24 protein-coding genes, 1 tRNA gene and 1 other RNA gene are annotated in these 24295 nt (G+C 71.0%); 9 read left to right on the top strand and 17 right to left on the bottom strand.

From position 1 onward, the window contains the following. Window positions 1-5: 5 nt before the first annotated feature. The 8 genes from ACXJKD_RS18100 to ACXJKD_RS18065 form a co-directional block, all read right to left on the bottom strand. Window positions 6-950, bottom strand: coding sequence for a hypothetical protein (locus ACXJKD_RS18100; RefSeq protein ID WP_457256174.1), 945 nt, complete (start codon window positions 948-950; stop codon window positions 6-8). 5 nt (window positions 951-955) lie between these two features. Further along, window positions 956-1696 carry a hypothetical protein gene (locus ACXJKD_RS18095; RefSeq protein ID WP_457256173.1) on the bottom strand — a complete coding sequence of 247 codons (741 nt, stop codon included), beginning with the start codon at window positions 1694-1696 and terminating at the stop codon, window positions 956-958. Window positions 1697-1703: 7 nt separating this feature from the next. Next, a complete protein-coding gene (locus ACXJKD_RS18090) occupies window positions 1704-2180 on the bottom strand; it encodes a hypothetical protein (protein ID WP_457256172.1) in 477 nt (158 codons plus the stop codon). Then, window positions 2180-3436, bottom strand: coding sequence for a hypothetical protein (locus ACXJKD_RS18085; RefSeq protein ID WP_457256170.1), 1257 nt, complete (start codon window positions 3434-3436; stop codon window positions 2180-2182). The genes ACXJKD_RS18090 and ACXJKD_RS18085 overlap by 1 nt, the downstream gene beginning before the upstream one ends. A 184-nt stretch (window positions 3437-3620) precedes the next feature. Beyond that, window positions 3621-5351, bottom strand: coding sequence for an AMP-binding protein (locus tag ACXJKD_RS18080; RefSeq protein ID WP_457256168.1), 1731 nt, complete (start codon window positions 5349-5351; stop codon window positions 3621-3623). Between the two features lie 13 nt (window positions 5352-5364). Next, complete coding sequence (locus ACXJKD_RS18075; protein WP_457256166.1) at window positions 5365-6564, bottom strand: pyrophosphate--fructose-6-phosphate 1-phosphotransferase; 1200 nt, start codon at window positions 6562-6564, stop codon at window positions 5365-5367. A 167-nt stretch (window positions 6565-6731) separates the two neighbouring features. Next, on the bottom strand, window positions 6732-7577 hold the full coding sequence (locus ACXJKD_RS18070; protein ID WP_457256164.1) for a L,D-transpeptidase family protein: 846 nt from the start codon (window positions 7575-7577) through the stop codon (window positions 6732-6734). A gap of 11 nt (window positions 7578-7588) precedes the next feature. Beyond that, complete coding sequence (locus ACXJKD_RS18065; protein WP_457256163.1) at window positions 7589-8512, bottom strand: M15 family metallopeptidase; 924 nt, start codon at window positions 8510-8512, stop codon at window positions 7589-7591. A gap of 247 nt (window positions 8513-8759) precedes the next feature. On the opposite strand from ACXJKD_RS18065, the gene ACXJKD_RS18060 reads away from it, so the two are divergent. Next, window positions 8760-9440 carry a hypothetical protein gene (locus tag ACXJKD_RS18060; protein ID WP_457256162.1) on the top strand — a complete coding sequence of 227 codons (681 nt, stop codon included), beginning with the start codon at window positions 8760-8762 and terminating at the stop codon, window positions 9438-9440. Between the two features lie 54 nt (window positions 9441-9494). Here ACXJKD_RS18060 and ACXJKD_RS18055 read toward each other — a convergent pair whose 3' ends face one another. Further along, the gene (locus tag ACXJKD_RS18055; protein ID WP_457256161.1) at window positions 9495-10349 is read right to left on the bottom strand and encodes a LytR C-terminal domain-containing protein; all 855 of its coding nucleotides are present in this window, start codon (window positions 10347-10349) and stop codon (window positions 9495-9497) included. A gap of 139 nt (window positions 10350-10488) precedes the next feature. Here ACXJKD_RS18055 and ACXJKD_RS18050 point away from each other — a divergent pair, with 139 nt between their 5' ends. Further along, window positions 10489-11010 (top strand): hypothetical protein, encoded by a 522-nt coding sequence (locus tag ACXJKD_RS18050; protein ID WP_457256160.1) that lies wholly within the window; start codon window positions 10489-10491, stop codon window positions 11008-11010. A gap of 3 nt (window positions 11011-11013) precedes the next feature. On the opposite strand, the gene ACXJKD_RS18045 is transcribed toward ACXJKD_RS18050, so the two are convergent. Together ACXJKD_RS18045 and ACXJKD_RS18040 are read right to left on the bottom strand one after the other, a co-directional pair. Next, window positions 11014-12105, bottom strand: coding sequence for an aspartate-semialdehyde dehydrogenase (locus tag ACXJKD_RS18045; RefSeq protein ID WP_457256158.1), 1092 nt, complete (start codon window positions 12103-12105; stop codon window positions 11014-11016). Next, entirely contained in the window at window positions 12102-13373 is a 1272-nt protein-coding gene (locus ACXJKD_RS18040; protein WP_457256156.1) for an aspartate kinase, read from the bottom strand. The genes ACXJKD_RS18045 and ACXJKD_RS18040 overlap by 4 nt, the downstream gene beginning before the upstream one ends. Window positions 13374-13527: 154 nt before the next feature. On the opposite strand from ACXJKD_RS18040, the gene ACXJKD_RS18035 reads away from it, so the two are divergent. Together ACXJKD_RS18035 and ACXJKD_RS18030 are read left to right on the top strand one after the other, a co-directional pair. Next, the gene (locus ACXJKD_RS18035; RefSeq protein WP_457256155.1) at window positions 13528-14442 is read left to right on the top strand and encodes an ABC transporter ATP-binding protein; all 915 of its coding nucleotides are present in this window, start codon (window positions 13528-13530) and stop codon (window positions 14440-14442) included. Next, complete coding sequence (locus ACXJKD_RS18030; protein ID WP_457256153.1) at window positions 14439-15590, top strand: ABC transporter permease; 1152 nt, start codon at window positions 14439-14441, stop codon at window positions 15588-15590. The genes ACXJKD_RS18035 and ACXJKD_RS18030 overlap by 4 nt, the downstream gene beginning before the upstream one ends. A gap of 70 nt (window positions 15591-15660) precedes the next feature. Here the strand turns inward: ACXJKD_RS18030 and ACXJKD_RS18025 are convergent, their stop codons facing one another. The 5 genes from ACXJKD_RS18025 to ACXJKD_RS18005 all read right to left on the bottom strand — a co-directional run bounded on the left by ACXJKD_RS18025 (window position 15661) and on the right by ACXJKD_RS18005 (window position 20477). Beyond that, window positions 15661-16221: a hypothetical protein gene (locus ACXJKD_RS18025; protein WP_457256152.1), complete on the bottom strand. Its 561-nt coding sequence runs from the start codon at window positions 16219-16221 to the stop codon at window positions 15661-15663. 95 nt (window positions 16222-16316) lie between these two features. Further along, on the bottom strand, window positions 16317-16868 hold the full coding sequence (locus ACXJKD_RS18020; protein ID WP_457256151.1) for a DUF5063 domain-containing protein: 552 nt from the start codon (window positions 16866-16868) through the stop codon (window positions 16317-16319). Then, window positions 16861-17460: a recombination mediator RecR gene (gene recR / locus ACXJKD_RS18015; RefSeq protein WP_457256149.1), complete on the bottom strand. Its 600-nt coding sequence runs from the start codon at window positions 17458-17460 to the stop codon at window positions 16861-16863. Before recR ends, ACXJKD_RS18020 begins: the two co-directional genes overlap by 8 nt. 108 nt (window positions 17461-17568) lie before the next feature. Next, on the bottom strand, window positions 17569-18123 hold the full coding sequence (locus ACXJKD_RS18010) for a hypothetical protein (protein ID WP_457256148.1): 555 nt from the start codon (window positions 18121-18123) through the stop codon (window positions 17569-17571). Between the two features lie 8 nt (window positions 18124-18131). After that, complete coding sequence (locus tag ACXJKD_RS18005) at window positions 18132-20477, bottom strand: DNA polymerase III subunit gamma and tau (RefSeq protein WP_457256147.1); 2346 nt, start codon at window positions 20475-20477, stop codon at window positions 18132-18134. A 118-nt stretch (window positions 20478-20595) separates the two neighbouring features. On the opposite strand from ACXJKD_RS18005, the gene ACXJKD_RS18000 reads away from it, so the two are divergent. Together ACXJKD_RS18000 and ACXJKD_RS17995 are read left to right on the top strand one after the other, a co-directional pair. Continuing rightward, window positions 20596-21291: an ABC transporter ATP-binding protein gene (locus ACXJKD_RS18000; protein WP_457256146.1), complete on the top strand. Its 696-nt coding sequence runs from the start codon at window positions 20596-20598 to the stop codon at window positions 21289-21291. Continuing rightward, complete coding sequence (locus ACXJKD_RS17995; RefSeq protein ID WP_457256144.1) at window positions 21288-22694, top strand: hypothetical protein; 1407 nt, start codon at window positions 21288-21290, stop codon at window positions 22692-22694. The genes ACXJKD_RS18000 and ACXJKD_RS17995 overlap by 4 nt, the downstream gene beginning before the upstream one ends. Before the next feature lie 121 nt (window positions 22695-22815). Here ACXJKD_RS17995 and ffs read toward each other — a convergent pair. Beyond that, window positions 22816-22914, bottom strand: an RNA gene (ffs, locus tag ACXJKD_RS17990) — signal recognition particle sRNA small type. A gap of 87 nt (window positions 22915-23001) precedes the next feature. Here ffs and ACXJKD_RS17985 point away from each other — a divergent pair. From ACXJKD_RS17985 to ACXJKD_RS17975, 3 genes are all read left to right on the top strand, one after another. Then, window positions 23002-23463: a DUF3817 domain-containing protein gene (locus ACXJKD_RS17985; RefSeq protein WP_457256142.1), complete on the top strand. Its 462-nt coding sequence runs from the start codon at window positions 23002-23004 to the stop codon at window positions 23461-23463. An 81-nt stretch (window positions 23464-23544) separates the two neighbouring features. Continuing rightward, window positions 23545-23632, top strand: a tRNA-Ser gene (locus tag ACXJKD_RS17980). Between the two features lie 95 nt (window positions 23633-23727). Continuing rightward, window positions 23728-24273 carry a hypothetical protein gene (locus tag ACXJKD_RS17975; RefSeq protein WP_457256140.1) on the top strand — a complete coding sequence of 182 codons (546 nt, stop codon included), beginning with the start codon at window positions 23728-23730 and terminating at the stop codon, window positions 24271-24273. The last annotated feature ends 22 nt before the right edge of the window (window positions 24274-24295 follow it).

The raw sequence follows: 24295 nt of genomic DNA, 5'->3' as shown, positions 1-24295 counted from the left end.
TCCTCCTAGCAGCAGCATCCGCAGTCACACCCCACGTCGACCGCGTCGCACTCGGCGGGCAGCACGACCACGGCGACCCGTTGCGGGCGCGCACAGCCCTCGAACCGGACGTCGGCGTAGGCACTCACGCACGAGTCGACGTCGCCGGTCCGGCTCCTCGAGCTGACCACCACGTCCAGGGGCTCACGCACCGCAGTCGCCGCAGCGGCTGCCTTGGCGGGCTTGCTGGGCGCGTCGGATGCCGGGTCCTTCGGCTCCTGCTTGTCGACCACGTCGGCAGACCTGCTGGTCGACGAGCCGTCGCCCCGGGTCGAGATCAGCAGCCTGACCACCCGGTCCTCGCACGGCTTCAGGACGACCTTCTCCTCCTCCAGGACCGCGCGGATCTCGAGGTCGTCACCGTCGCAGCCGTGCCAGGGCCCGACCTCGAGGGAGACCTCGCGCTCGCGGCGCCACGGGTTGTGGAGCAGGAAGGGCACCACGCGCACCTCACCGGCCCGGGCGCGGACGATCACGTCCGCCGCGGGCACGCAGCAGTCGCAGACGTCGCCGCATCCGCACTGGTCGTGACAGCCGCAGCCCTGGTGGTCGTGCTGGCCGTGGTGGCCGGAGTCGTGCTGGCCGTGGCGGCCCCTCCCCGAGTGGTCGTGGCCGTGCTCGCGACAACCGCCGGATCCCGCACAGCCGCACCCCTTCTCGCCGTGCCGGTGGTCGTGCCCGTGTTCGTGGTGGTGGCCATGGTCATGGCCGCGGTCGGCTCGACCCTTCGACCTGCGACCCGCGGCCGCGCCGGTGCCACCCGGCATACCGAGCCCGGCTGCCTCGACGACCGGCGACCAGGCCTGCTGCCACTGGTCCCAGGCGGTCGTCGACTGGTCCATCCACTGCTGCACGGCGTCGGCGAAGCCGTCGCGCAGGGAGGTGAGGTACTCGGGTGCGGTGGTGCTCATGGTGATCACTCCGATGGGTCGCGAGGCAGGATGATGACGTCGAGGTCGGCCGTGCCGACGGGGACCCGGGCGAGGTGCCGACGGGTGGGGTCGAGGTCCTCGGGGACGCTGAGGCTGCCCCGGAGAGTGGTGGTGGTGCCCGGCGTGGCCGTGGTCGCGTCGGTCAGGGTGAGGGTGACGTCGGGGCCCGGGTCGGGCCCTCCGTCGTCGGTGCGGGCGCGCACGACCGCAGCCAGCGGGATCGGGAGGTTGCCGTCGTTGGTCACGGTGATCGTGACGGCCGTGCTGCCCACCTCTGCCAGCACCCGTCGGGGCGAGACGTGCATCGAGAGGTCGGGCTCGACCCGCAGCACCGCCTCCCGACGGATGCCGCCGACCTCCACCTCCGCGGGGTACTCACCCGGCGGGGTGTCGGGCTCGAGGCGGAAGGACACCGGGACCTGGGCCGTGGCCCCCGGGGCGATCACCGCAGCGCCGGCACCCGAGAGGGCCTGCTGCCCGGTGCGGTGCAGGGTCAGTCCCCGCACGGCGACACGCTGGTCGACGGCGTTCTCGACCGAGACGGTCGCCCTGAGCAGTCCCGGCGGACCGGTCAGCACGATGGCATCGGGAGACGCCGGGTCGACCGCGGCACCCCTGGTCGCACGGGCTTTGGTGGCAGGGGACTTCGCGGCGGATGCCTTGGCAGCCTTGCGTGCGCCCCCACCTGCGGAGGCGGCGGCTGGTCGGCGACGGCCGGTGGTCATGACGCGCTCACCCGTCGATCACGACGGGGCCGTGGTGTTCGGGCCGGATGTGGGCCGTCGCGCTGCCACGGACGGTGAGCGCGAACAGCTCCAGGCCGAGCACCGACCACCCCCACGTCTGCTCGTAGGGCGTGCACACCTCGGTGGCCGGTGGTGGACCGAGCTCGAGTCGCACGCAGGTGTCGACCGCCACCGGCTTGAGGTCGACGCTCGACGTCGTGGCGACGGTGGAGTTGGACGTGACGTCGGAGCTCGACTCGAGGCTCGACGTCGTGTTGACCGTCGACGTCGTCGTGACCGGCTCGAGGGTGATGGTGGCGTCGCTGTGGACGGTGTTCTCGCCGTTGTTCGTGTTCGTCGTGCCGCCGGCAAGGGTGAGCTTCATGGTGTCGAGCCCGGCGAGGGTCGAGGTCACGTCGGCGGTGACGTCGGAGCTGAACGTGTTCCCGCCGAAGACGGTGGTGTCGATCGTGTAGTCGGCCATCAGAGAGCTCCTGCGGGACTGGGTGCGTCGGACGAGGACGGGTCGGGACTGACGAGGTAGGAGTGGTGGAACCCAAGCCGGGGGTCACCCCAGGCGGCCAACCGTGGGTCGAACTCCTGGAGCTCCGGCATGACGATGCGGTCGCGGACCTCCAGGGACGGGTAGTCGTAGACGGTGATGTGGTTCTGCCCTCGGTTCGCGGTGAAGAGCAGGGTCTGGTCGGCCGAGAGCTGGCAGGCGTAGATGCCGTCGACCAGCGCGCCGCGGCTCACGCGCAACGACTCGGCATACAGGTTGGAGTTGCTGAAGAAGTTGCCGCGCATGACCGACTCCGCGACGGTGCTGGCCGACTGACGGGTGAGCGCGAGGCTCTCGAGCGCCCCCGGGTGCTCGTCAATGAGCCGGTGCCGGCTCAGCGTGAGCAGGTCGACGAAGACCACCGTGTGGCTGCCACCGGTGCAGAAGATCAGCTCGGAGTCGGAGATCGTCACGTCGGAGTTGATGTGGGCCGGCAGGTCGCGATCGGCCGCCCAGTGACGCACGACCCGACCGTCCTCGGCGTCGATCTCGAAGGCGTACTGGCGCAACCAGGCCATGCCCCAGTGTTCGTAGTCGGAACGGTCGGCAGCGTTGACCCTGAACGAGATCGCGTAGAAGACGTCGAGTACCGGGTGGCAGACGACGTGCCAGCAGGTGGTCGGCAGGGTGATCCGGCGGACCTCCCCTGTCACCGTGTCGAGGATCCCGACCTCCTTGGCCACGCCGCGGCTCGGGTGGTCCATCCCCCCGTAGACGATGTAGCGGCCGGAGGCGGTGCGCTTCATCGCGTGCGGGATCTTCAGCCCGTGCGGCGCGACCTGCTCGGCCTTCGTGAGGCGGTTGACGTCGAACTTCCACAGGTGTTCGCCGATCGAGGTGACGAACTGGGTGTCGTCGAGCCAGACGAGGTGGGTGCTTCCCTTGATCGTGGTGTCAGGCACCTCGAACCGCAGCGTCGAGACCCGGTCGGCCTCCTCCAGCGTCGCGAGGTCGTAGAAGAGCAGGTGCTGACCGGTGTTGCCCAGGAAGCCGATTCGCCGGCTCGGGTCGACGCTCGGGGCGTGCCCCCCGGACGCTCCGCCGAAGTAGGTGACCTTGTAGGCGTGGTCGCCGGTGACGGGGTCGTAGTGGAACAGGCACACGCCCGCCCGGCCCTCGAGACCGTTCAGTCCGTTGCCGTCGAGGGCGACGTGAAAGGCATATGGGTAAGTCCGCACTGGCAGCCCCGGCCCGCTCTGGTACCCCAGCGGACCCGGCGGACCGCCGATTTCACGGTACTCGGGGTCCAACGGCCTCGAAAGCCCTCAACGACCATCCACTGAGACCAACCACGACCACCGGCACCCAGATGCCCGTAATGGCCGGAATGCCCTCGGCAGACTGGGATCGCGCGCCGCGGCGTCAGGACAACAGGTCGGGGAACTGGTCGTCGCGGAACTCCTCGGACAGCGAGGTCCCGCCGTCGAAGGCGTGCTGCTCGCGCTCGCGGAGCTCCACCCGCCGGATCTTCCCGGAGATCGTCTTGGGCAGCTCGAAGAACTCGATCCTTCGCACCCGCAGGTAGGGCGCCAGGTGGCCTCGGGCGTAGCCGAGAATCGCCTTGGCGGTCTCCGCGTCGGGCTCCCAGCCCGGCGCGAGGGCGATGTAGGCCTTGGGCACGGCCAGCCGGGTCGGGTCGGGAGCCGGGACCACGGCCGCCTCCGCGACCGCCGGGTGCTCGATCAGCACGCTCTCGAGCTCGAAGGGCGAGACCTTGTAGTCACTCGCCTTGAACACGTCGTCGGTGCGGCCGATGTAGGTGATGTAGCCGTCCGCGTCCCGCTGGGCCACGTCGCCCGTGTGGTAGTAACCGCCGGCCATCGCGTCGGCCTGCCGCTCGTCGTCGCCGAGGTAGCCGGTCATGAGGTTGACCGGGTGCTTCGACAGGTCGAGGACGATCTCCCCCTCGTCGGCGAGCTCGCCGGTGAGCGGGTCGACCAGGGCCACCGGGACGCCCGGCATCGGCCGGCCCATCGACCCGGGCTTGAGCGGCTCGCCGGCGATGTTGCCCACCTGCAGGGTCGTCTCGGTCTGCCCGTAGCCGTCACGGATCACCAGGCCCCACGCGCGCTCGACCTGGGCGATGACCTCGGGGTTGAGCGGCTCCCCGGCGGCGAGGAGCTCGCGCAGCTCACCCTTGCCCCCGCTGAGGTCGGCCTGGATGAGCATCCGCCACACCGTCGGCGGGGCGCAGAAGGTCGTCACCTCGGCCCGGCGGATCTGGTCGAGCAGCGCCCCGGCGTCGAACCGCGTGTAGTTGTAGACGAAGATCGTCGCCTCCGCGATCCACGGGGCGAAGAAGCACGACCACGCGTGCTTGGCCCAGCCCGGCGAGCTGATCGCGAGGTGGACGTCACCCGGCCTCGCGCCGATCCAGTACATCGTCGAGAGGTGACCCACCGGGTACGAAACCTGGGTGTGCTCAACGAGTTTGGGCTTGCTGGTGGTGCCTGAGGTGAAGTACACGAGCATGGGGTCGCTGGGTGCCGTGACCGTCTCGAAGGGCAGCGGTTGCACGGCATACGCATCGGTGTAGGTGTGCCAGCCATCCGCCTCGCCGACGCTCACCCGCAGGTAGTCGCCCGGCACCTCGTCGAACTTGGGCGCGTCGGAGGCGTTGGCCACGACGACCTTCGCGACGCCGCGGTCGACGCGGTCGCGCAGGTCGGCCGGCCCGAGGGCGGTCGTGGTGGGCATGACGACGGCGCCCAGCTTGAACACCCCGAGCATCGCCTCCCACAGCTCCAGCTGGTTGCCGAGCATGAGGAGCACCCGGTCGCCCTTGGCCACCCCGAGCCCGGAGAGCCAGCCGGCGACCTGGTCGGACCGGGTCGCGATCTCGTCGAAGCTCTGCTTGCGCTCGCTGCCGTCCTCCTCGACGATCCAGAGGGCGGTCGCGTCGTTGCCCCGGGCGATCGCGTCGAACCAGTCGACCGCCCAGTTGAACCGCTCCCCCACGTCGGGCCAACGGAACTCTCGCACCGCGCGGTCGTGCTGGCCGGAGAGTGCGACGAGCGTGTCCCGCGCTTCCCGGTATGCCGCGGTGCTGGGTCCCGGGGCGCGGTGAACGGGGCTGGGCCAGGTGGGTGCCATGCGCCCGACCCTGCTACGACTGGCCGATGTCGGCAAGCAGGGCGGTGTACCAGTCCGTCGTGGGGTCGAAGGCCTTGCCGCCCTTGATCCGGTCGAACTCGATGGCCCGCAGCGCGTCGTCCTGGTCCTCGTCGTGGCCGACCACCCCGGACTCGCCCCGCAGCGCCGCGTCCACGGCATACGTCGTGCAGTCCCGGATCAGCGCGAGGTCGGCGTCGTTCGCGGCAGCCGACCGGGAGAAGTAGCCGCTCTTCTGGACGAGCACCTTGTCGGCGCCGAGCTGGTCGGCGAACTGCTTCGCGAACCACGCACCCGGGTTGACCTTGTCCAGCTGCACGTGGCCGAACGGGTCGCGCGGCACGTCCTGCCCGGCCGCCTCCATCGCGGCGACGATCTCGCTGACGCCCGCACCTTCGGACACGAAGAGGTTCACGCCGTCGAGCTCGTCCATGACGGTGCGCAGACGCTTCGCCTCGCTGTCGATGTCGAGCGGCTGCTCGGGCACGAAGACGCCGTGCACGTCCCAGCGCTCGGGCGAGTTCTCGAGCCAGCCGCTGAACTCGGTGCCCTGCACCCACTGGTGGTGGGCCAGCGCCGTGGCCGCCGTCAGCCACCCGCAGTTGCGCCCCATCACCTCGTGCACGATGAGCATGCGGGGGTTGGCGGAATGCTCGGCGATCACGTTGCGCGCGAAGACCGCGCCCTGCTCGGCGGCCGTCCACGCCCCGAGCGACTGGCGGATCGGGATGACGTCGTTGTCGATCGTCTTGGGCAGCCCGACGACAGTCAGCTCATAGCCGTTGGAGTGCAGGTATGCCGCGAGGTCGGCTGCCGTGCCGTTCGTGTCGTCACCGCCGATCGTGTGCAGGACGTCGACGCCGTCCCGGGTCAGCTGCTCGGCCGCGACGTGGAGGGGGTCCTGGCCTTCCTTGACCAGCCCGCGCTTGACGCAGTCCTTGACGTTGGTGAGCTTGACCCGGCTGTTGCCGATCGGGCTGCCACCGAACCGGTGCAGGAGGTGCGCGGTGGCGCGCACCTCGTCGGTGACCTCCACCGAGTCACCGGTGAGCAGGCCGGCATACCCGTTGCGGTAGGCCATGATCCGCACGTCCGGGGCGACCTCGGAGTAGCGCTCGATGAGGCCGCCGACGGCGGAGGACAGGCAGGGGGCGAGGCCACCGGCGGTGAGCATGGCGACGGTCTTCAGGGTCATGCGGCCCACTCTGCCGTGTCGGGGGTGGCGCTGCCAGCGTGGTCTCAGGAGTGGGGCTCAGCCGAGTCCCCGGCGCTATCTCATGCAAAAGGCGAGTTAGCGCCGCCCCTCTGCGGCGCTAACTCGCCTTTTGCATGGATCAGCGTCGGAGTGGGGCGCGACCAGCCTCAGCTGATCGACATGACCGCGCCCGAGCGCTCCCACTGGAGCACCGCCAGGAGCGACGAGGTCGGCAGCGAGACGCAGCCCGCGGTCCCACCCCCGGTGTCGACGTGGAAGAAGATCGCCGAGCCCTTGCCCGGCGTGCGCGACTCGTTGTAGCCGATCACCTGGGCGTAGTTGTAGGCGGGTGTGTTGAGCAGGTTCTCCGCCGAGTCCCACCGACCGGAGACCGGCTTGCGCTGGTGGGTGTTGTAGAGGCTCGACTGGCTGTCGTCGACCCAGACGTCGTTGCTGTCGACGCGGAACCAGCCCTGGGCCAGGCCCGGGTTGGCCCTGGCGCCGAAGCCGCCGCGCAGGGGGTAGGTGCCGGCGGGGGTCTTGAGGTCGCCCTCGCGCTTCGACCAGCTCACGCCGTTGCGCCCGACGTGGCCATAGAAGGGACCGAGGTCGCGGACGTAGCCACTCGAGGTGCGGCGGCAGGCCCGGACGGTCGCGCTGGAGCCGGACGACGTCACGAGGACGACCTGCGCCGCCCTGACCCCCGACGGCACCGTGCAGGTCGCGCCGGTGGGCTTGGACGTGGGCTTCGGGCTCGGCTTGGGCCTCGACGTGGGGGTCGCCTTGCGCGTGCTCGTGCTGGGCTTGGGGACCGGCCTGGTCGTGGTCGTCGCCGTGGTCGTGCTCGTGGTCGTCGCGCTCGTGGTGGTCGACGAGGGCGTGGTTGCGGTCGTGGCAGACGTGGGGGCGGCTGCTTCGGGGTCGCCCCCACCGCAGCCGGCCACGAGGGCCGTTGCGACGCCGAGCGCGCCGACCAGCTGGAGCCGCAGCCGGGTCGTCGGGGGCCGGGTCATCGGTCGCCGGGTCATCGGTCGAAGTGCTGGTAGTCGGGGTTGTTCCAGAGCCCGCCCCAGCGCAGGCCCTGGCTCGTGAACGCCCGCACGGCAGCGCTCCCGCTGGAGGAGAAGACCCCCGGAGCAGGGCCGCGACGGTGCAGCCAGTAGCGGTCGGGGTAGACCGTGCCGTCGTCAGCGACATAGGGGTTCTCGAAGTCGTTGACGTCGATCGCCGTGCCGTAGGCGTGCTTGCTGTAGACCTTGCTGGCCTCCTCCCCGCCGACGTAGCGACAGTTGAAGGCAGAGGTGTTGTCGGCCTCCATCGCGGCGTAGTCGTTGGCCCCCGGACCCTTGGGGTTCTTGCCCCACGTCGAGTCCATCGGCTTGATCTGACGGATCCGGAACTGCAGGGAGTAGAGCCGGGCGAAGGCTGCGGCGGTCTCGTCGGCGATCGATGCGTTGACCACGAGCGAGCCCCGCGAGCGCTTGCCATCGAAGCCCCAGAAGTTCACGCGGACGTAGCGCAGCTGGGAGCGGCCGACCGGGCAGCCCTGGGTCCACGAGACCCCGACCATGCGGTTCCAGACCGAGTCCGGCACCCGCGCGATCGAGGCGTTGGCCCCCGAGCCGACAGCGGGCTCGTTCCTCGGGAAGCGGACGGTCGGTTCGGCCCCGGCCCGCGGCACGGGAGCGAGTGCAGTGACCGGCTTGGGCTTCGGTGGCGCCACGGTGGTGCTGCGCGGCGCGGCCTTGGTCGTGGTCGTGGTCGTCGAGGGCTTCGTCGTCCGGCTGGTCGTCGCAGTCGTGGACGTGGCCGTGGTGGTCGCGCCGCTCGGGGTGGTGGTGGCCACCGAGGTGGGGGCGACGGAGCCGCCCGGGTCACCCCCGCACGCCGCGAGGGCGAGACACACGAGGGACACCAGGGGCACGGCATACACAGGGCGAGGCGTCATCGGGCACCCACTGTGCCCTGTTCGTCCCCCTCGAATCCAGTCCGGGCGCGCCGCGCTCTCAACAGCTGGTCACCCAGTGGGCGCCGGCAGCAGGCTCGACCGAGTAACACCCGCAAGACGAAGACCTCGCGTCATCAACATCGCAGTTCGACGTCCTGACGGGTAGCGAGTCCTTTCACGGAGACACGCGTTGAGCAGAAGTTGGACTGGTGACTGCCATGGCCCAAGGTCGAACAGCGGTATCCCGGTGCTGACCCCGGCAGCGTTCGCCTTTCTCTCGGGAGCGCTGGTCGTCCTGTCACCATGCACGCTGCCTGTCGTTCCTGGACTGCTCGCGGTGGTCGCGAAGACCTATTCCGCCGATCCGCGCACCGGATGGTCCAAGGTCATCGCGGTGGTGGTGTTTGCATCATCCATTGCCCTCGGCCTGGCTGCCGTGGTGGCCGTGGGGGCGGCGCTTTCGACGGGTGTGTCACTGCTCCGGCCGCCTTGGTCGCTGGTCCCCGCCGCCTTGCTGGCGCTTGCTGGGCTCCTGGTCCTTGGCGTCCTGCCGAACCGCGGGGGCACGCTGACCTACCGAGCAGCACGAGCAGGGGGCCGAGCGGTGCCACTCCTGACCGGACTGGCGGTGGGCGTCGGATGGACACCGTGCGCAGGTCCCGCGGTGGGCCTGGGCGTTGTCGCTGCATCACATATCCACTCCCTCGGCCTTGCCTGCCTCGTTCTGACGAGTTATGTGCTTGGTGTGGTCGCTCCACTCTGCGCTGTCCTGCTCGGTCTGATGAGCTTGCCGCGCATACGCACATTCATCGGTCAGGTCAGTCGGGGCCTGCAGGGGGGCACCGGGGCACTGCTGCTCATCGTCGCCGGCTTGGTTGCGACAGGTCACTGGGACCGGCTGCTCCAGTCGGTCATCCAGGCCATCTGAACCCACGCCATCGGAGCGCGCCCCAACCATTCGACAGAACAACCCGCACGAGTGTCACGTGCAGGGTCGGGCAATGGTGGGCGTCGGCTGCTTGGGACGGGGCGGCAGGGGAGGGAGATCGCTGGTGGGGGTCAGCGCGGTGTAGGCGTTGCCGATGACGAGGTCGAGGGTCGCATCGAGGCGGTCGTCCTTCACCAGCTGCGCGCCCGGCACGTGGCCCTTGAGCAGGGCTGCCGCGAGGTCGCCCTGCTCGCCGTAGCGGATCACGGCGGTGCCGAGCTGCATGGTGCGCTGGGGGTCGTTGGAGACGTCCTTCACCTTGAAGCCGCGGGCCGCGACGTCGTCGGCGACGGTCTTGGCCAGCCCGGTCTTGTACGTGGTGTTGTAGACGTTGACCTTGACCTCGCTCGGGATCGGCTTGAGCCGGGGCGGGATCGCGACCATGTCCTTGTAGGCGAGCCCGACGACGACGTCGACCGAGGTGCCCTTGCGCGAGTCGGCGAAGAGCTTCGCGCCGGGGATCTGGGACGCGGTGAGCAGGGCCTGATCGAGACCGTCGGGTCCGTGGTGCACGACCGCCGACTGGGTGACGTACCAGGACTCGGGGGCGTTGCTGATGCCACCGACGGTGAACTTCCGCTTGCCCAGGCCGGACGCGACCTGCCCGGCGACGCCGGTGCGGCCAGTGGCGTTCATGACGTTCACGGTGAACGACGCCCTCGCTGGCGCGGGCACGACGACGGGGCTGCACACAGGCTTCGGAGCCGGCGGCGTCATCCACCCGGCCGAGTAGGCAGCGGTGATGCTCGCGGTGCCGAGGATCACGCCGGGGATCGTGACGAACAGCATCACCTGGCGCATCCGGTGCTTGCGCCACAGCTGCGTCGGTGTGAGGTTCTCGTCCTTCATGGCTGCCCCCTGGCTCGTGCTCCGTCGAGTCCCAATAGTCACATCAGTCGCATCTGTCACAGGTCAAGCGACACGCTGACGACCCGTTTCGTCACCGAGCCGTGATCGCCGGGGCGGCCGTGCGCGAGGATGTCGCCCCATGACCGCCTCCGACCGCACGCCCGCGCGAGCGCTGCCCGTCCGAGCCCCGGGAGGCCGCCGGCTCGTCGGCGCTGCCACGGCCGTCCTGCTCGCCGTCCCGGTGGCGGCCCTCGCGGGGTGCGGCGGCCCGGACCGCCTCGAGGGCAAGGTCGTCGCGGTCGACGACACGGGCAAGGGCGACCGACCGCTCGGCGGCGGCTGGGTCGCGGCCTTCGGGGACGACGCCCTCCTGGGGTTCCTCTCCGGGGCCGGCCTCGACGTGCCGAGCACCGGTGACCTGCCCTACGTGGGCGGGCGCGTCCTGCACGACGACGTCACCCGCGCCGGAGGGACCTTGGCCACCATCGACGCGGACGGGACGTTCACGCTCACGGCGACCGGACGGCATACCGTGTGCCGGCTGGTCGAGGCGCCCCAGGTCGACATCCTCAAGGGCTGCGCCGTGGTCGACCTGCCCGCGAAGGGCAGGCTCCAGCTCTCCGTGGGCGAGGCAGGCCTGCGGGCCACCCTCGACGACTGAGGATCAGCGGACGACGGCCAGGTCCTTCGCCACGAGCTCGGCGACCTGCACCATGTTGAGCGCGCCGCCCTTGCGCAGGTTGTCGCCGCAGATGAAGAAGTCCAGCGTGTTCGGGAAGTCGAGCGCCTGTCGCAGGCGCCCGGCGAACCGCGGGTCGGAGCCCACGATGTCGGACGGCGTCGGGAACTCCAGGCTGCCGGGGTCGTCGAGCACGACCACTGCCGGGGCCTCGACGAGGGCCTGACGCGCCTCGGCGACGTCGATGCGTCGCGCGAACGTCGCATGGACCGCAACCGAGTGCGTGGTGATGACGGGCACGCGCACGCAGGTGGCGGAGACGCGCAGGTCAGGCAGCCCCAGCACCTTGCGCGTCTCGTTGCGGATCTTGAGCTCCTCCGACGTCCAGCCGTCCTCGGCCGCGGTGCCGATCCACGGCACGACATTGAGGGCCAGCGGCGCCGGGAAGGGCGACATCGTGCCGAGCTCGTGCTCGATGAGTCGACGCACGTCGCCGGACTGGTGTCCCAGCTCGCGGTGCCCGGCCACGACCTCGAGCTCGTCGTAGAGCCGGGCCATGCCGACGCGACCCGCTCCTGAGGCGGCCTGGTACGAGGCGACGACCAGCTCGGTGAGCTCCCACCCGGCGTGCAGCACCCCGAGGGCGTCGATCATCGTCAGGGTCGTGGCGCCCGGGTTGGCGATGATCCCCTTGGGCCGGTTGCGGATCTGCAGCGGGTTGACCTCGGGCACGACCAGCGGGATGTCGGGGTCGCCACGCAGGGCCGAGCTGTTGTCGATGACGACCGCGCCGCGCGCGGCAGCGATGGGCGCCCAGTGCGCAGCCACGGGAGGCGGCACGTCGACCAGGGCGATGTCCACGCCGTCGAAGAACTCCGGCGACAGCTCCTGCACGACGACCTCACGGCCGCAGACGGTGAGCACCGTGCCGGCGTCCTCGGGCGCGGCGGCGGCGCGGATCTCGCCCCAGATGTCGGCCCGCATCGCGAGCACCTGCTGGGTCACCGCCCCCACGGCTCCGGTGGCACCGACCAGGGCGAGGGTCGGGCGCGGGGCCTTCGAGGCGAGTGAGGTCACCGGCCGGTGCCTCCGTAGACCACGGCTTCGCCTTCCGTGGAGTCCAACCCGAACGCCGAGTGCACGGCTCGGACGGCGTCGTCGAGCACGTCGGCCCGCGTCACGACCGAGATGCGGATCTCCGAGGTGGAGATCATCTCGATGTTGACGCCGGTGTCGGCCAGCGCCTTGAAGAAGGTCGCGGAGACACCGGGGTGTGACCGCATGCCGGCCCCGACCAAGGACAGCTTGCCGATCTGGTCGTCGTACTGGATGGACGCGAAGCCCACCGCTTCCTGGACCTTCTTCAGGGCGTGCACGCCGGTCTGACCGTCGGTCTTGGGGCAGGTGAACGAGATGTCGGTCAGGCCGGTCTCGGTCGCCGACACGTTCTGGACGATCATGTCGATGTTGATCTCGGCGTCGGCGCAGGTCTGGAAGATCGCGGCAGCCTTGCCCGGGTGGTCCGGGACTCCGACGACGGTGATCTTGGCCTCGCTGCGGTCGTGTGCGACACCGGCGATGATCGGGGCTTCCACGGTGTCTCCTTCAGCTGGTTTGTCCGTGACGATGGTGCCCTCCTTCGCTGAGAAGGAGCTGCGGACGTGGATCGGGATGTCGAAGCGGCGGGCGTACTCGACGCTGCGCAGGTGCAGGACCTTGGAGCCGGAGGCCGCCAGCTCGAGCATCTCCTCGTTGGAGATGCGGTGGATCTTCTTGGCGGACGGGACGATTCGCGGGTCGGCGGTGAAGACGCCATCGACGTCGGTGTAGATCTCGCACACGTCGGCGTTGAGGGCAGCGGCGAGCGCGACGGCGGTGGTGTCGGTGCCCCCTCGACCGAGGGTGGTGATCTCCTTGGTGTCCTGGCTGACGCCCTGGAACCCGGCCACGATGACGATGTGCCCCTTGTCGAGCGCGTCGGTGACGCGGCCCGGGGTGACGTCGATGATGCGCGCCTTGCCGTGGCTGGAGTCGGTGATGACCCCCGCCTGGCTGCCGGTGAAGGAGCGCACGGTGTAGCCGAGGTCGGCGATCGCCATGGCCACCAACGCCATCGAGATGCGCTCGCCTGCGGTGAGGAGCATGTCCAGCTCGCGCGGGGGTGGCTGCGGGCTCACCTGGTTGGCGAGGTCGAGCAGCTCGTCGGTGCTGTCGCCCATGGCCGAGACCGCCACGCAGACGTCGTTGCCGGCCTTCTTCGACTCGGCGATCCGCCTGGCGACGCGCTTGATGCTCGCGGCATCGGCGAGCGAGGAGCCGCCGTACTTCTGGACGACGATGGGCACGGTGCTTCTCCTGGGACCACGGCGGGCAGTGCGGGTGGATCGGGCGGTCAGTCTATCTACCGTCCTCATCGTGGGACGCGAGTGCCGTATGCCGGACGCGCAGGTGAATACGAAAGCGGAGGTCCCGGGGGACGCGCGCCGCTAGCCTTCGCGCATGAGCATCGAGGTGCAGGGGGTGCGGCGGGCATTCGGGGACGTGCTCGCCGTGGAGGACATCAGCCTCACGGCTGAGCCGGGCGAGGTCACCGCCCTCATCGGTCCCAACGGTTCCGGCAAGACCACGCTGTTGCTGATGTTGGCGACCTTGCTGGTGCCCGACCACGGGCAGATCCGGGTCGACGGGCTCGACCCGGTCACCCAGCCGACCGAGGTCCGGGCGAAGATCGGCTGGATGCCCGACGGCTTCGGCACCTGGGACGCGCTCACCGTGCGCGAGGTGCTGCTGACCATCGCCGCGGCATACCGGATCGCGCCTGGCCAGGCGCGCACTCGCGCCGACGAGCTGCTGCACACCGTGCACCTCGATGACCTCGCGGACCGCCGCGCCCGGGTCCTGTCGCGGGGGCAGAAGCAGCGTCTCGGGCTGGCCCGCGCGCTCATCAACGACCCCTCCGTCCTGCTGCTCGACGAGCCGGCATCCGGGCTCGACCCGCGCAGCCGCATCGAGCTGCGTGACGTGCTCCGAGGACTGGCTGCCCAGGGCAAGACCGTCCTGGTCTCGAGCCACATCCTCACCGAGCTGCAGGAGGTGGCCGACCGCGCCGTCATCGTGGCGCGCGGACGCAGCCTCGAGACGCAGAGCCTCGACGCCGGCTTCATCGCGACGGCCACCGCGTCGTGGCGGATCGACTCGCTCGACCCCGAACGGCTCGCGAGCTGGCTCGAGGAGAAACACGTCCCTGCCACCAAGGTCGGTGGTGGCCTCACCGAGGTGGAGGTGGCCGGCGAGGAGAACGCAGCCCGCCTGCTGGCCGACCTGGTCGGCGACGGCATCCGCGTCATCGCGTTCGCCCCGAGCCAGGGCGCCCTCGAGTCCGCCTACCTCGCAGCGACGGAGGACCGACGATGAGCTGGCACGGGATCAAGACCATCGCCGCCCTCGAGCTGCGTCAGCGCCTGCGCACGTCGCGGTGGCCGATCGTCTTCGGGATCTGGGTGCTGCTCATCGCAGGCATCAGCTTCCTCTCCTACTGGGCCACCAACGACCCCGACCTCAGGTCCGGCTCCGCGATGTACGACATCGTCGTCTTCTTCGTGCTCGGCCTGTCGATGCTGATCGTCCCGTCGCTCACCGCGACCTCGGTGAACGGTGACCGCGAACACGGCGTGCTCGCCACCCTCCAGACGACCCTGCTCACGGAGTGGGACATCGCGCTCGGCAAGCTGCTGTCCGCGTGGGTGGTCGCGCTGGCGTTCCTGGCGACCGCCTTGCCGTTCCTGGCGTGGGCGTGGGCCGAGGGCGGGATCTCCGGCGGCCGGATCGCGCTGTCGCTGCTCGTGCTGGTGCTCGTGCTCGCGGTCGTCTGCGCCGTCGGCCTGATGTTCTCGACGCTCACGGCACGCCCGGTCTCCTCGGCGGTGCTCACCTACCTGACGATGGGCGCGCTCGTCTTCGGCACGACCATCGGGTTCGGGCTCAGCGCCTTCCTGGTGACGCAGGAGGAGCAGCAGCAGGTCTTCGGCGTCCCGGACTCGTGGTACGAGGAGCACCAGGCGCCGGCCTTCGACCCCGCCGACCCCAACCTGACCCCCGAGCAGCTCGAACAGATCCAGAAGAGCCAGGCCGAGCCCACCCGGGCCGACTGCGTGACCTTCACCCGCACGGCGACAGTCGCGCACACCGAGCGGATCTGGTGGATGCTGCCGCTCAACCCGTTCGTGGTGGTGGCCGACGCAGCCCCGTCACAGCCGCCCAAGGACGAGGGGATGTACTCCATGGGGTTCACCCCGATGCGGTGGATCAGCGCCGGGGTGCGGGCCGCCCGCAACGGGCCGAGCGACGTGCACGACGAGTGCACCGGCTATGTGTCGGGGAGTCGCGGCGGCTTCAGCGAGGAGAACTCCGGGGACCCCCTGGAGAGTGCCCTCGACACCGCCCCGGTGTGGCCCTACGGCCTGGCCTTCCTGCTGGTCGCCGGCGCCGGCGCGACGGTCCTGGCCGGCAGCCGCTTGCGGACGCCGATCCGCCGCCTGCCCAACGGCACCCGCATCGCCTGACGGCTCACCGCTCGACACAGGTATGCCGCGTGGCCGCCTCGGCCACGCGGCATACCCATCGCTCGCGGGGTCAGCCGAAGTAGTCGGCCAGCACCTCACAGAAGTCGAGGTAGAACCCCGGGTGGCTGCCGTGGTCGGCCAGCAGCTCGAAGCTGCCCTCGATGAACACGTCGTTGTCGAGGTCGTTGTCACCCATGGTGTCGACGAGGAAGGCGGTCTTGAGGACGCCGCGGTCATGGAAGAGGACGGCACCGGTGTCGTCCCGCACGACGAACGGCTGACCCGACTCCTGGGCCTCGAACCGGTACGTCGTGCCCGAGACCAGCGTCGCGTGCAGGTCCTTGTACAGACCGTTGTGGTCGATCGTCAGGCTCCTGTCGTTGGCCGTCAGGACCTCGTGAACCTCGTAGTTGTCGAAGTAGCGGGGCGGCGCACCAGGCTTCGTGGGCGCCTTGAGCATGAAGACGCCTTCGAACGTCGTCTCGTTGTGGATGAGCGGGCCACAGTCGTCGAAGTCGAAGGAGTCGGAGCCGCTGTAGTGCTCGCGCTCCAACGGTGCGGCCTGGGCCGGCAGGGCCATCGTGAAGGCCAGAGCCAGGACGCCACAGGCAGAGATCAGCAACTTCCTCATGGGACTTCCCTTCAGTCGTCCCTGCGGTGCCTACGATCCCTTGGGCGGCCCCGGCTGCGAACCTTCGATTGGACTAATCCGGGCGTCGAACCGGGTCAGGGGTGGAGGGCGTCGAACTCGGCCTCGGAGATGGTCTCCTCGTCGGCGTCGAGCCGGATGTGGCCGAGCAGGGACTGGAGCACCCGCAGGGCGGAGGCCGCCCGCTCGCCCCAGTCGGACAGGTAGCTGAACTGCCACCACCACAGCGCCTCGGAGATGCGCCCCTGGTCGTAGTGACGCAGGCCGTGGGCGAGCGCGCCGGCAACCACGGCGATGTCGTTGGACAGCGACCCCGTCGTCAGCTCGGTCGAGGTGACCGGGTCGACCAGGTCGGCGTACTCGTCGAGGCCCTCGAAGAGGTTGGCCACCCCAGTGCGCAGGGGGTCGAGCTCGGCCTCCACGGTGTCGGTCTCGAACCGCTCGGCCGGCACGATGTCCTCGATCGCCCCGAGACGCGCGCCCATGACGAGCACCTGTGAGAGCGCCAGCAAGGTCATGGGGATGGCGGCGTCAGGGGCCGAGCCGGACGCGACCTCGGTCAGCGTCGTGAGGTAGGCGCGGGCGTCAGCAGCCGACTCGTCGGCCAGCACCTGCAGATCGTCAGACATCGAGAAGTCTCCTGCCTTCGAACGCGCGACCAAGGGTGACCTCATCGGCATACTCCAGGTCGCCACCCACGGGCAGACCTGAGGCGAGCCGCGTGACCCGCAGACCCATCGGGCGCAGGAACCGCGCGAGGTAGCTCGCGGTCGCCTCGCCCTCGAGGTTGGGGTCGGTGGCGATGATGACCTCGGTGACCTCGGCCGACGCGAGCCGGGTCATCAGCTCCTTGATGCGCAGGTCGTCGGGACCGACGCCGTCGATCGGGCTGATCGCCCCGCCGAGCACGTGGTAGCGGCCGCGGAACTCACGAGTGCGTTCGATGGCCACCACGTCCTTGGGCTCCTCGACGACGCAGATCGCAGTGCTGTCGCGGCGCGGGTCGGCGCAGATGCGGCACTGCTCGGACTCCGCAACGTTCCCGCAGGTCTCGCAGAACCGCACCTTGGCCTTGACCTCGGTGAGCACCTCGACCAAGCGCTTGACGTCGATCGCGTCAGCCTGCAGCAGGTGGAAGGCGATCCGCTGGGCACTCTTGGGACCCACGCCGGGCAGCCGGCCGAGCTCGTCGATCAGGTCCTGGACCACACCTTCATACACGTCCGTGAGCCTATGCCCTCGGGGTGTCACCGCCGGCGACGCCGCCCCGTCGTTCGGAACAACCGCCGGGTCCTGGCCCGGGGGATCTTCCGAACTACCGGGGTTGGCTCAGGATCTGTCGCCGCCCCGGACCCGCTCACGCAACCCGGCGGCCAGCCCCATCACGGTGAGCCGGTCGACCAACCCGCCCAGGTGCTCCGCCACCCACGGGTGCTTGACCGGCGCCAGTCGCAGCCGCAGGTGCAGGCGGGTGCGGTCCCCCTCGACGGCCGACAGCTGGAGGCACCAGGTGAGGTGGGTGCGGCCCCGCGTCGACCCGTAGAGCAGGTGCTCGGCGGGCGCCAGCTCCACCACCGTGAAGGTCGCGTCGGCACCACCCCAGTCCGGCACGACGTCGCCGACCGCGAGCGCCAGGTGTCGTGGTTCGACCCGGCGCAGCCCACGGCGGGAGGGCGGGACCAACCGCTCGAACCACGCGGGGAAGTACCAGCCGGCCCGTCGCTTGCCGAGCTGCACGATCCACGGCCACACGGCGTCGGGCGGGGCGTCGAGCGTGCAGGCGCGGTCCATGACGACATCGGCGGGGGCGACCACCTCGTCGCCCGGCATCGGGGAGGAGCGCTCGGCCGAGGTCGGGCGGGTGAGCAGCTCGGCGGACCTCATCGCGGCGGTCAGGGTCCTTCGTCGATGACCTTGCCGCCGAGGAGCCGCTCGATCACCGGACGGCCCACCTCGCCGAGCTCGGCGATGTCCTCGTCGTCGGCGCTGGCCGCGCTGTCGTCGGCGACGTAGGTGTCAGGGGTGCGGGCCGGCTCCTCCGCCGCCACCGCAGCCTTCGCGGCGGCCAGTCTCGAGCCCGTGCCCGGCTCGGCGAGTGCACCGGGCGCGGGCGTGGCAGGTGTGCCGGCCGACGGCGCCGCGCCTCCCGGGGCATCGTCAGTGGCCCAGCTCGGACCGCTCGACGGACCCGACGACGCGGTCGCCCAGCCGCCGCCGGTCTCCGGCGGGGGGCTCGAGGCCGCGATGCCTGCGTATGCCGCGGTGCCGCCTCCGCCGCCTGCCGCACCGCCTCCGCTGCCCGCCGCACCGTCATCGGTGGTGCCGCGCGGGCGTGACGGCGCGGGGTTGTCACCCTTCACCGCCGGGTCGTCGGACGGGTAGCGGTTGGCCGGGACGACGGTCGGGTGGGACTCCCCGCTGGGGGCGGACTGCCCTGCGTCGGGGGTCGGGATGCCCTCGACCCGGGCGTCCACGCCGAGGACGTCGATCAGGGCCTGACGCACGAGGTCGGCGTGCGGACCGTGGCGGAAGGTGTTCGCGATGCCGACGGTGGAGATGCCGAGCACCACCTTGGAGCCGTCGTAGTCGTGGACGGTGGCGTGCTCCGAGAGCAGGGTCCAGGTCGTGCGCTTGTGCTTGAAGATCCAGCCGAGGATGTCGGGCCAGGCGCGGCGGATGGCCGCGACGTCCATGCCGCCGGCGATGGCGCCCGGCTGCGCGACCGCAGTGGTCGGCGCGGGATCCTCGACCGGGCTGGCGTCCGGCGCGGTGGGCGCTGCCACCGGCTCGGCGGGCTCGGCGACCGGCTGGGGCGCCACCGCAGCGGGCGCAGCTGCCGCTGGCTCGTCGTCGACCGGGTCTGATGACCTGCCTGCACCCTGCTCGGAGGGGGAGTCCGATGGCCGGTGGCTCGCGTCCGACGGGGCGCTGGAGGAAGGAGCGGCGGGCTCCGGGACCCCAGCGGGAGCCGGCGCGGCAGCAGGAGCCGACGCGGCCACAGGAGCGGCCACCGGGGCAGGCGCGGGGGCAGGAGTCGACGCGGGCGGTGCGGCCGCGCGTGCCGCCGACGGCACTCCCTCGACGTCGAGGCGACGCTCGAGGCGATCGAGCCGCGCGGCATACCCACTCTCGCCGGAGGCGGCAGGGAGCAGGACGCGCGCGCAGATCAGCTCGAGCTGGAGCCGTGGCGCGGTGGCGCCGGTCATCTCGGTGAGCCCGGCGTTGACGATGTCGGCGGCCCGCGAGAGGGCACCGCCGCCGAAGGCTGCGGACTGCTGGCGCATCCGCTCGAGCTGGTCTTCAGGCACCCCGCGCAGCACGGAGGAGGCCCCGTCGGGGACGGCGGCCACGACGATGAGGTCACGCAGGCGCTCGAGCAGGTCTTCGACGAACCGGCGGGGGTCGAGCCCGGTCTCGATCACCCGGTCGACCTGGTGGAAGACGCCGGAGGCATCGGCGGCCGCGAACGCATCGATGATGGCGTCGAGCAGCTCGGCGTCGGTGAACCCCAGCAGCGCGGCGGCCCCTTCGTAGGTGAGGCCCTCGTCGCCCGAGCCGGCGATGAGCTGGTCGAGCACCGAGAGCGAGTCACGCACCGACCCCCCACCCGCGCGGGTCACGAAGGACAGGACTCCCGGCGCGACGGCGACCCCCTCCTGCTGGCAGAGCGAGGCCATGTAGTCGGACAGCTGGCCGGGCGGCACGAGGCGGAACGGGTAGTGGTGGGTGCGCGAGCGGATCGTGCCGATGACCTTCTCGGGCTCGGTCGTCGCGAAGACGAACTTCACGTGCTCCGGCGGCTCCTCGACGATCTTCAGCAGGGCGTTGAAACCCTGCGGGGTGACCATGTGGGCCTCGTCGATGATGTAGATCTTGTAGCGGCTCTGGGCCGGACCGTAGGACGCGCGCTCGCGCAGGTCGCGGGCGTCGTCGACACCACCGTGGCTCGCCGCGTCGATCTCGATGACGTCGACGCTGCCCGCGCCGCCGCGAGCCAGCGCGACGCAGGAGTCGCAGGTGCCGCAGGGGGTGGGGGTCGGGCCCTGCTCGCAGTTGAGGCAGCGGGCCAGGATGCGGGCGCTGGTCGTCTTGCCACAGCCACGCGGACCGGAGAAGAGGTAGGCGTGGTTGACCCGGCCCGTGCGCAGCGCCTGCATGAGCGGCTCGGTGACGTGCTCCTGGCCGATCACGTCGGCGAAGGACTCGGGCCGGTAGCGGCGGTACAGGGCGGTGCTCACCTCGGGAACCCTAGTCGCCCCCGCGGACATCCGCGTCCCCCTCCCGCGGGCCCCTCCCGCGGGCCCCGGCGGGCCCGCGAAGTCCTCGGTGGCAGACTGGCGCGGACGAGGGAGGCAGATGTTCGCGCGCCGCAGACATGACACCACCGAGCCGCCCCCCGGCGGGTCCGAGGACGCTGCACCCATCCGCCTCGAGGCAGCCGGGGTCGGCAAGCACATCGACGGCAACGTGCTCCTCTCCCCCATCGACCTCGCGGTCTCCTCGGGCGAGTGCGTCGTGGTCCGGGGGGAGAACGGCAGTGGCAAGACGACCCTCCTGCGCATCCTCGCGGGCACGCTCGCGGCGTCCGAGGGGAGCGCGACCCTCGACGGCGGCCGTGTCGACGAACGCGACCGGGCCACCCGCGCTCGCGTCGCCGCGCTGATCGGCTACCCCACGGCATACCGCGACCTGACGGTCGTCGACCACCTCGTCCTCATCGACTCCACGTGGGGCGGCGCGATCGGCACCGCGGACGAGCGGGCCGACGACCTGCTCGTGAGCCTCGAGATCGACCACCTCTCCGAGCGGTTCCCGCACGAGCTGTCGTCGGGCCAGCAGCACCTCTTCCACCTCGCACTGGTGCTGTTCCGCCCGTCGCGGGTGCTGCTCCTCGACGAACCAGAGCAGCGGCTCGACACCCACAAGCGCGGCCTGCTCACCGAGATCCTGGTGGCCCGCAAGGCTGCTGGTGACGCGCTCGTCGTGGCCTGCCACGACCCCGAGATGACGGCCGCGATCGCCGACCGCGTCATCGACGTGGTCGCCCCGTGACTGCGGAGCCTGCCCGCGAAGTCGGCCCGACGAGCGACCGGGAGCGCCTCGACCAGGCGCGTCGGGTGATCCGCGGCGGGTTGCCCGAGGAGGGCAACGGCAACGTCGTGTATGCCGCGTACGTCGCCGTGATCGCCTCCCTCACCTACGGCGTGCCGGCGTCACGGGCCTTCTTCGAGTTCGTCGACCCGGCCTGGCTCTCCCGACACCTGACCGGGATCCAGGGGGTGCTGGTCGTCGGCGTCCTCGTCGTCGCCGTGTGGCTCGTCGGGCACCGGCTCGGGTCGCTCCGCGGGCCGGTCGTGCCGGACCTCCCCTACCTCGACCACATCGCCGTCAGCTCGCTCGACCGCGCAGTCGTGCTGCGTCGCTGGTGGCGGCTGAGCCTGCTCGGCTGCCTCATCGGTGGTCTGCTCACCGGTGCCGTCATCGGCACCGGGATGGTCGTCGCCGACGTGTCGTCGCCGTGGGCCCTGCTGCCGTCGAGCCTGGGTGGGCTGGCGGTCGGGCTCGGGTTCGCGGGGTCGTGGCTGTGGGGCCAGGTGCGGTCGTGGCCGACCGGACCCCGGGGTGCCTCGACCGTGCTCCGGGGCGCTCGCTCGCTGCGGGCGCTGCACCACGTCGGGCTGCGCACGCAGTCCTCACGGGCGGTGACGATGGGTGGTGCTGTGCTGGCCGGCGACCTGCGCGCGGCCCGACTCGACGTCGCCTCCCCGTCCACCCGGCTACGCCGAACCCGGCTCCGCGCCAGGGGTCCGGTCGCCGTCGTCGCCGAGCGCGACCTGCTGGGGCTTCGCCGCTCACCCGGCGCGCTGGTCGTCGGCCTGCTGCTCGTCGGCGCCGGTTGCTGGTCGCTCGCCCACGCGACGATCCCGGGCGTGCCCAACATCGTCGCGTTCGTGGGGACCCTGTCCTGCTACCTCGGCTACGGCGCCTGGGCCGAGGGGCTTCGGCTCCAGGGCGACAACGCCGGCACCCCGCCACTGATCGGGCTCGCCTACGGCAAGGAGGCGCTGGCCCACCTGGTGACGCCCTCGGTGCTGTACTCCGTGGTCGCGCTCCTGTCCGGGGCCACCGTGGTGCTCACCGCGCCGGGCGCCGGCCTCGCCGCAGTGGTCTGGCCGCTCGCGATGGTGGCGCTCGTGGCCGGGGCCCACCTGATGGCGGCGTTCCGAGGGCTGCCGCCGGTCAGCCTCTTCTCACCGGGTTCGGCCGTGGTGTCGGTGGCGTTCTGGTACTCCCGGCCCCTGCTGCTCACCATCATCGGCGGCGTCGCCGCGACCGCGCTGCTGACGAGGTCGAGCGCCTCGAACGCCCTCATGGTCCTCGTGCTCGCCTCGTATGCCGCGGTGGCGTTCGGGCGGCGACGCGTCAGGCTGCTCGACGAGGGCCACCGCACCTGAGGCGTGCGGCGCCGGCCCTTCGGCCAGTCGGCCGAGGTCGCGAGCCGGCCACGCGGCATACCCCCGCGGCGTTGGGACAAAGCCGTCGGGACATAAGCCGTCGGGACACAAGCCGTCGGGACATAGAGGGACACCCCGCGTACCTGGAAGAGCTCTCCTACCCTTGCTGCATTCCTGCCCTGGGGGAGTTCGGAGAGGTACCACCACACGGGGTGCCTGCGACAAGTGTAGACGGGCCCCGGGCGACTCAGCGAATCCCCGTCCTGCGACGATGGGCCACCCGCCCGACCACCGCCTGGAGCACGCGATGTCCCCCTTGCACCTCTTCCGTCGTCTCGCCATCGCCGAGGCGGTGACCTGGGCCCTGCTCCTCGTCGGGATGTTCCTCAAGTACGTCACCGAGACGACCGAGCTGGGCGTCCGGGTCTTCGGCATGGTCCATGGAGTGGTCTTCATCGCCTACTGCCTGGGCGCCGTCTTCGTCGCCGTGAACCAGCGGTGGCGGCTCGGCACCACGGTGCTCGCCCTGGCGAGCGCCGTGCCGCCCTTCATGACCGTGTGGTTCGACCGCCGGGCCGAGCGGCGTGGTCAGCTCGACGGCCCGTGGCGACTGGCCCCTGGCGGTGAGGCACCGAAGAGTGCCCCGGAGCGGGTGCAGGCGTGGATGCTGGCGCGACCGGTGGCCGCGGCGGGCGCCGCTGCCCTCGCGGTCGGCGCCCTCACCCTGCTGGCCCTGCTCGTCGGTCCGCCCCCGTCGTCGCCGAGCTGACGACCGTCGTCGGAGCGGTCTCGACCCGGCCATCCGGGAGCGATTTCAGTGGTGGGCTTCGGCTCAGGTAGCCTCCTCGGCGGAGGATTCGCATAGTGGCCTAGTGCGCACGCTTGGAAAGCGTGTTGAGTGAAAGCTCTCAGGGGTTCGAATCCCCTATCCTCCGCCACAAACCAGGTCCCGTGCTCGGGTGCGTGACGGGTCGACCACGCTCGACGAGGCCGACCCGTCAGGCACCGGCGTCGTCCGGAGGAGCCGCACCGCATGGCCCGACAGATCAACTGGCGCGGAGTCCTGAGTCCCGACGACGGGCGTCCGGACGACACCACGTGGCGTCCCGGCTCACCGTTGGTCCCGCCACGGTCGATCATCGACGCGGTGCGCCTGATGCAGTTCGGTGCGGCGCTCGAGGTGCTCGAGGTGGTGCGCGGCTTCCTCACCCGTGGTCAGCTGCGCGACGCGATCCGTCACGAGGTGGCGGTGGGCAAGCTGCCGGCCACCAACGCCGACATCGAGGGCGTGCTGCGGTTCACCCTCGGCCTGACGACCGCGGTCGCCATCGTCAGCTGCCTCATCTGGCTCGCCATGGCCCGGGCCACGGCCCGCGGGTCACGGTGGGCGCGGATCATCGCCAGCGTGCTGTTCCCCCTGTCGCTCGGACTGTTCGCGGGTGCCCTGCTGCCCACCGCCGGGCTGTTCGCGCGCACCCTCGCCCTCGGGCTGCTCCTCGTCGGCGCCTGGACGCTCGTCCGCCTGTGGCACCGCGACTCCAGCGCCTACATCCGCTACCAGAGCACCCCGAAGGACTGACCCACCGACCACCGGGGCGCCG

The organism is Pedococcus sp. P5_B7 (assembly GCF_054049895.1).
This window is presented reverse-complemented; position numbering and strand designations above follow the sequence as displayed.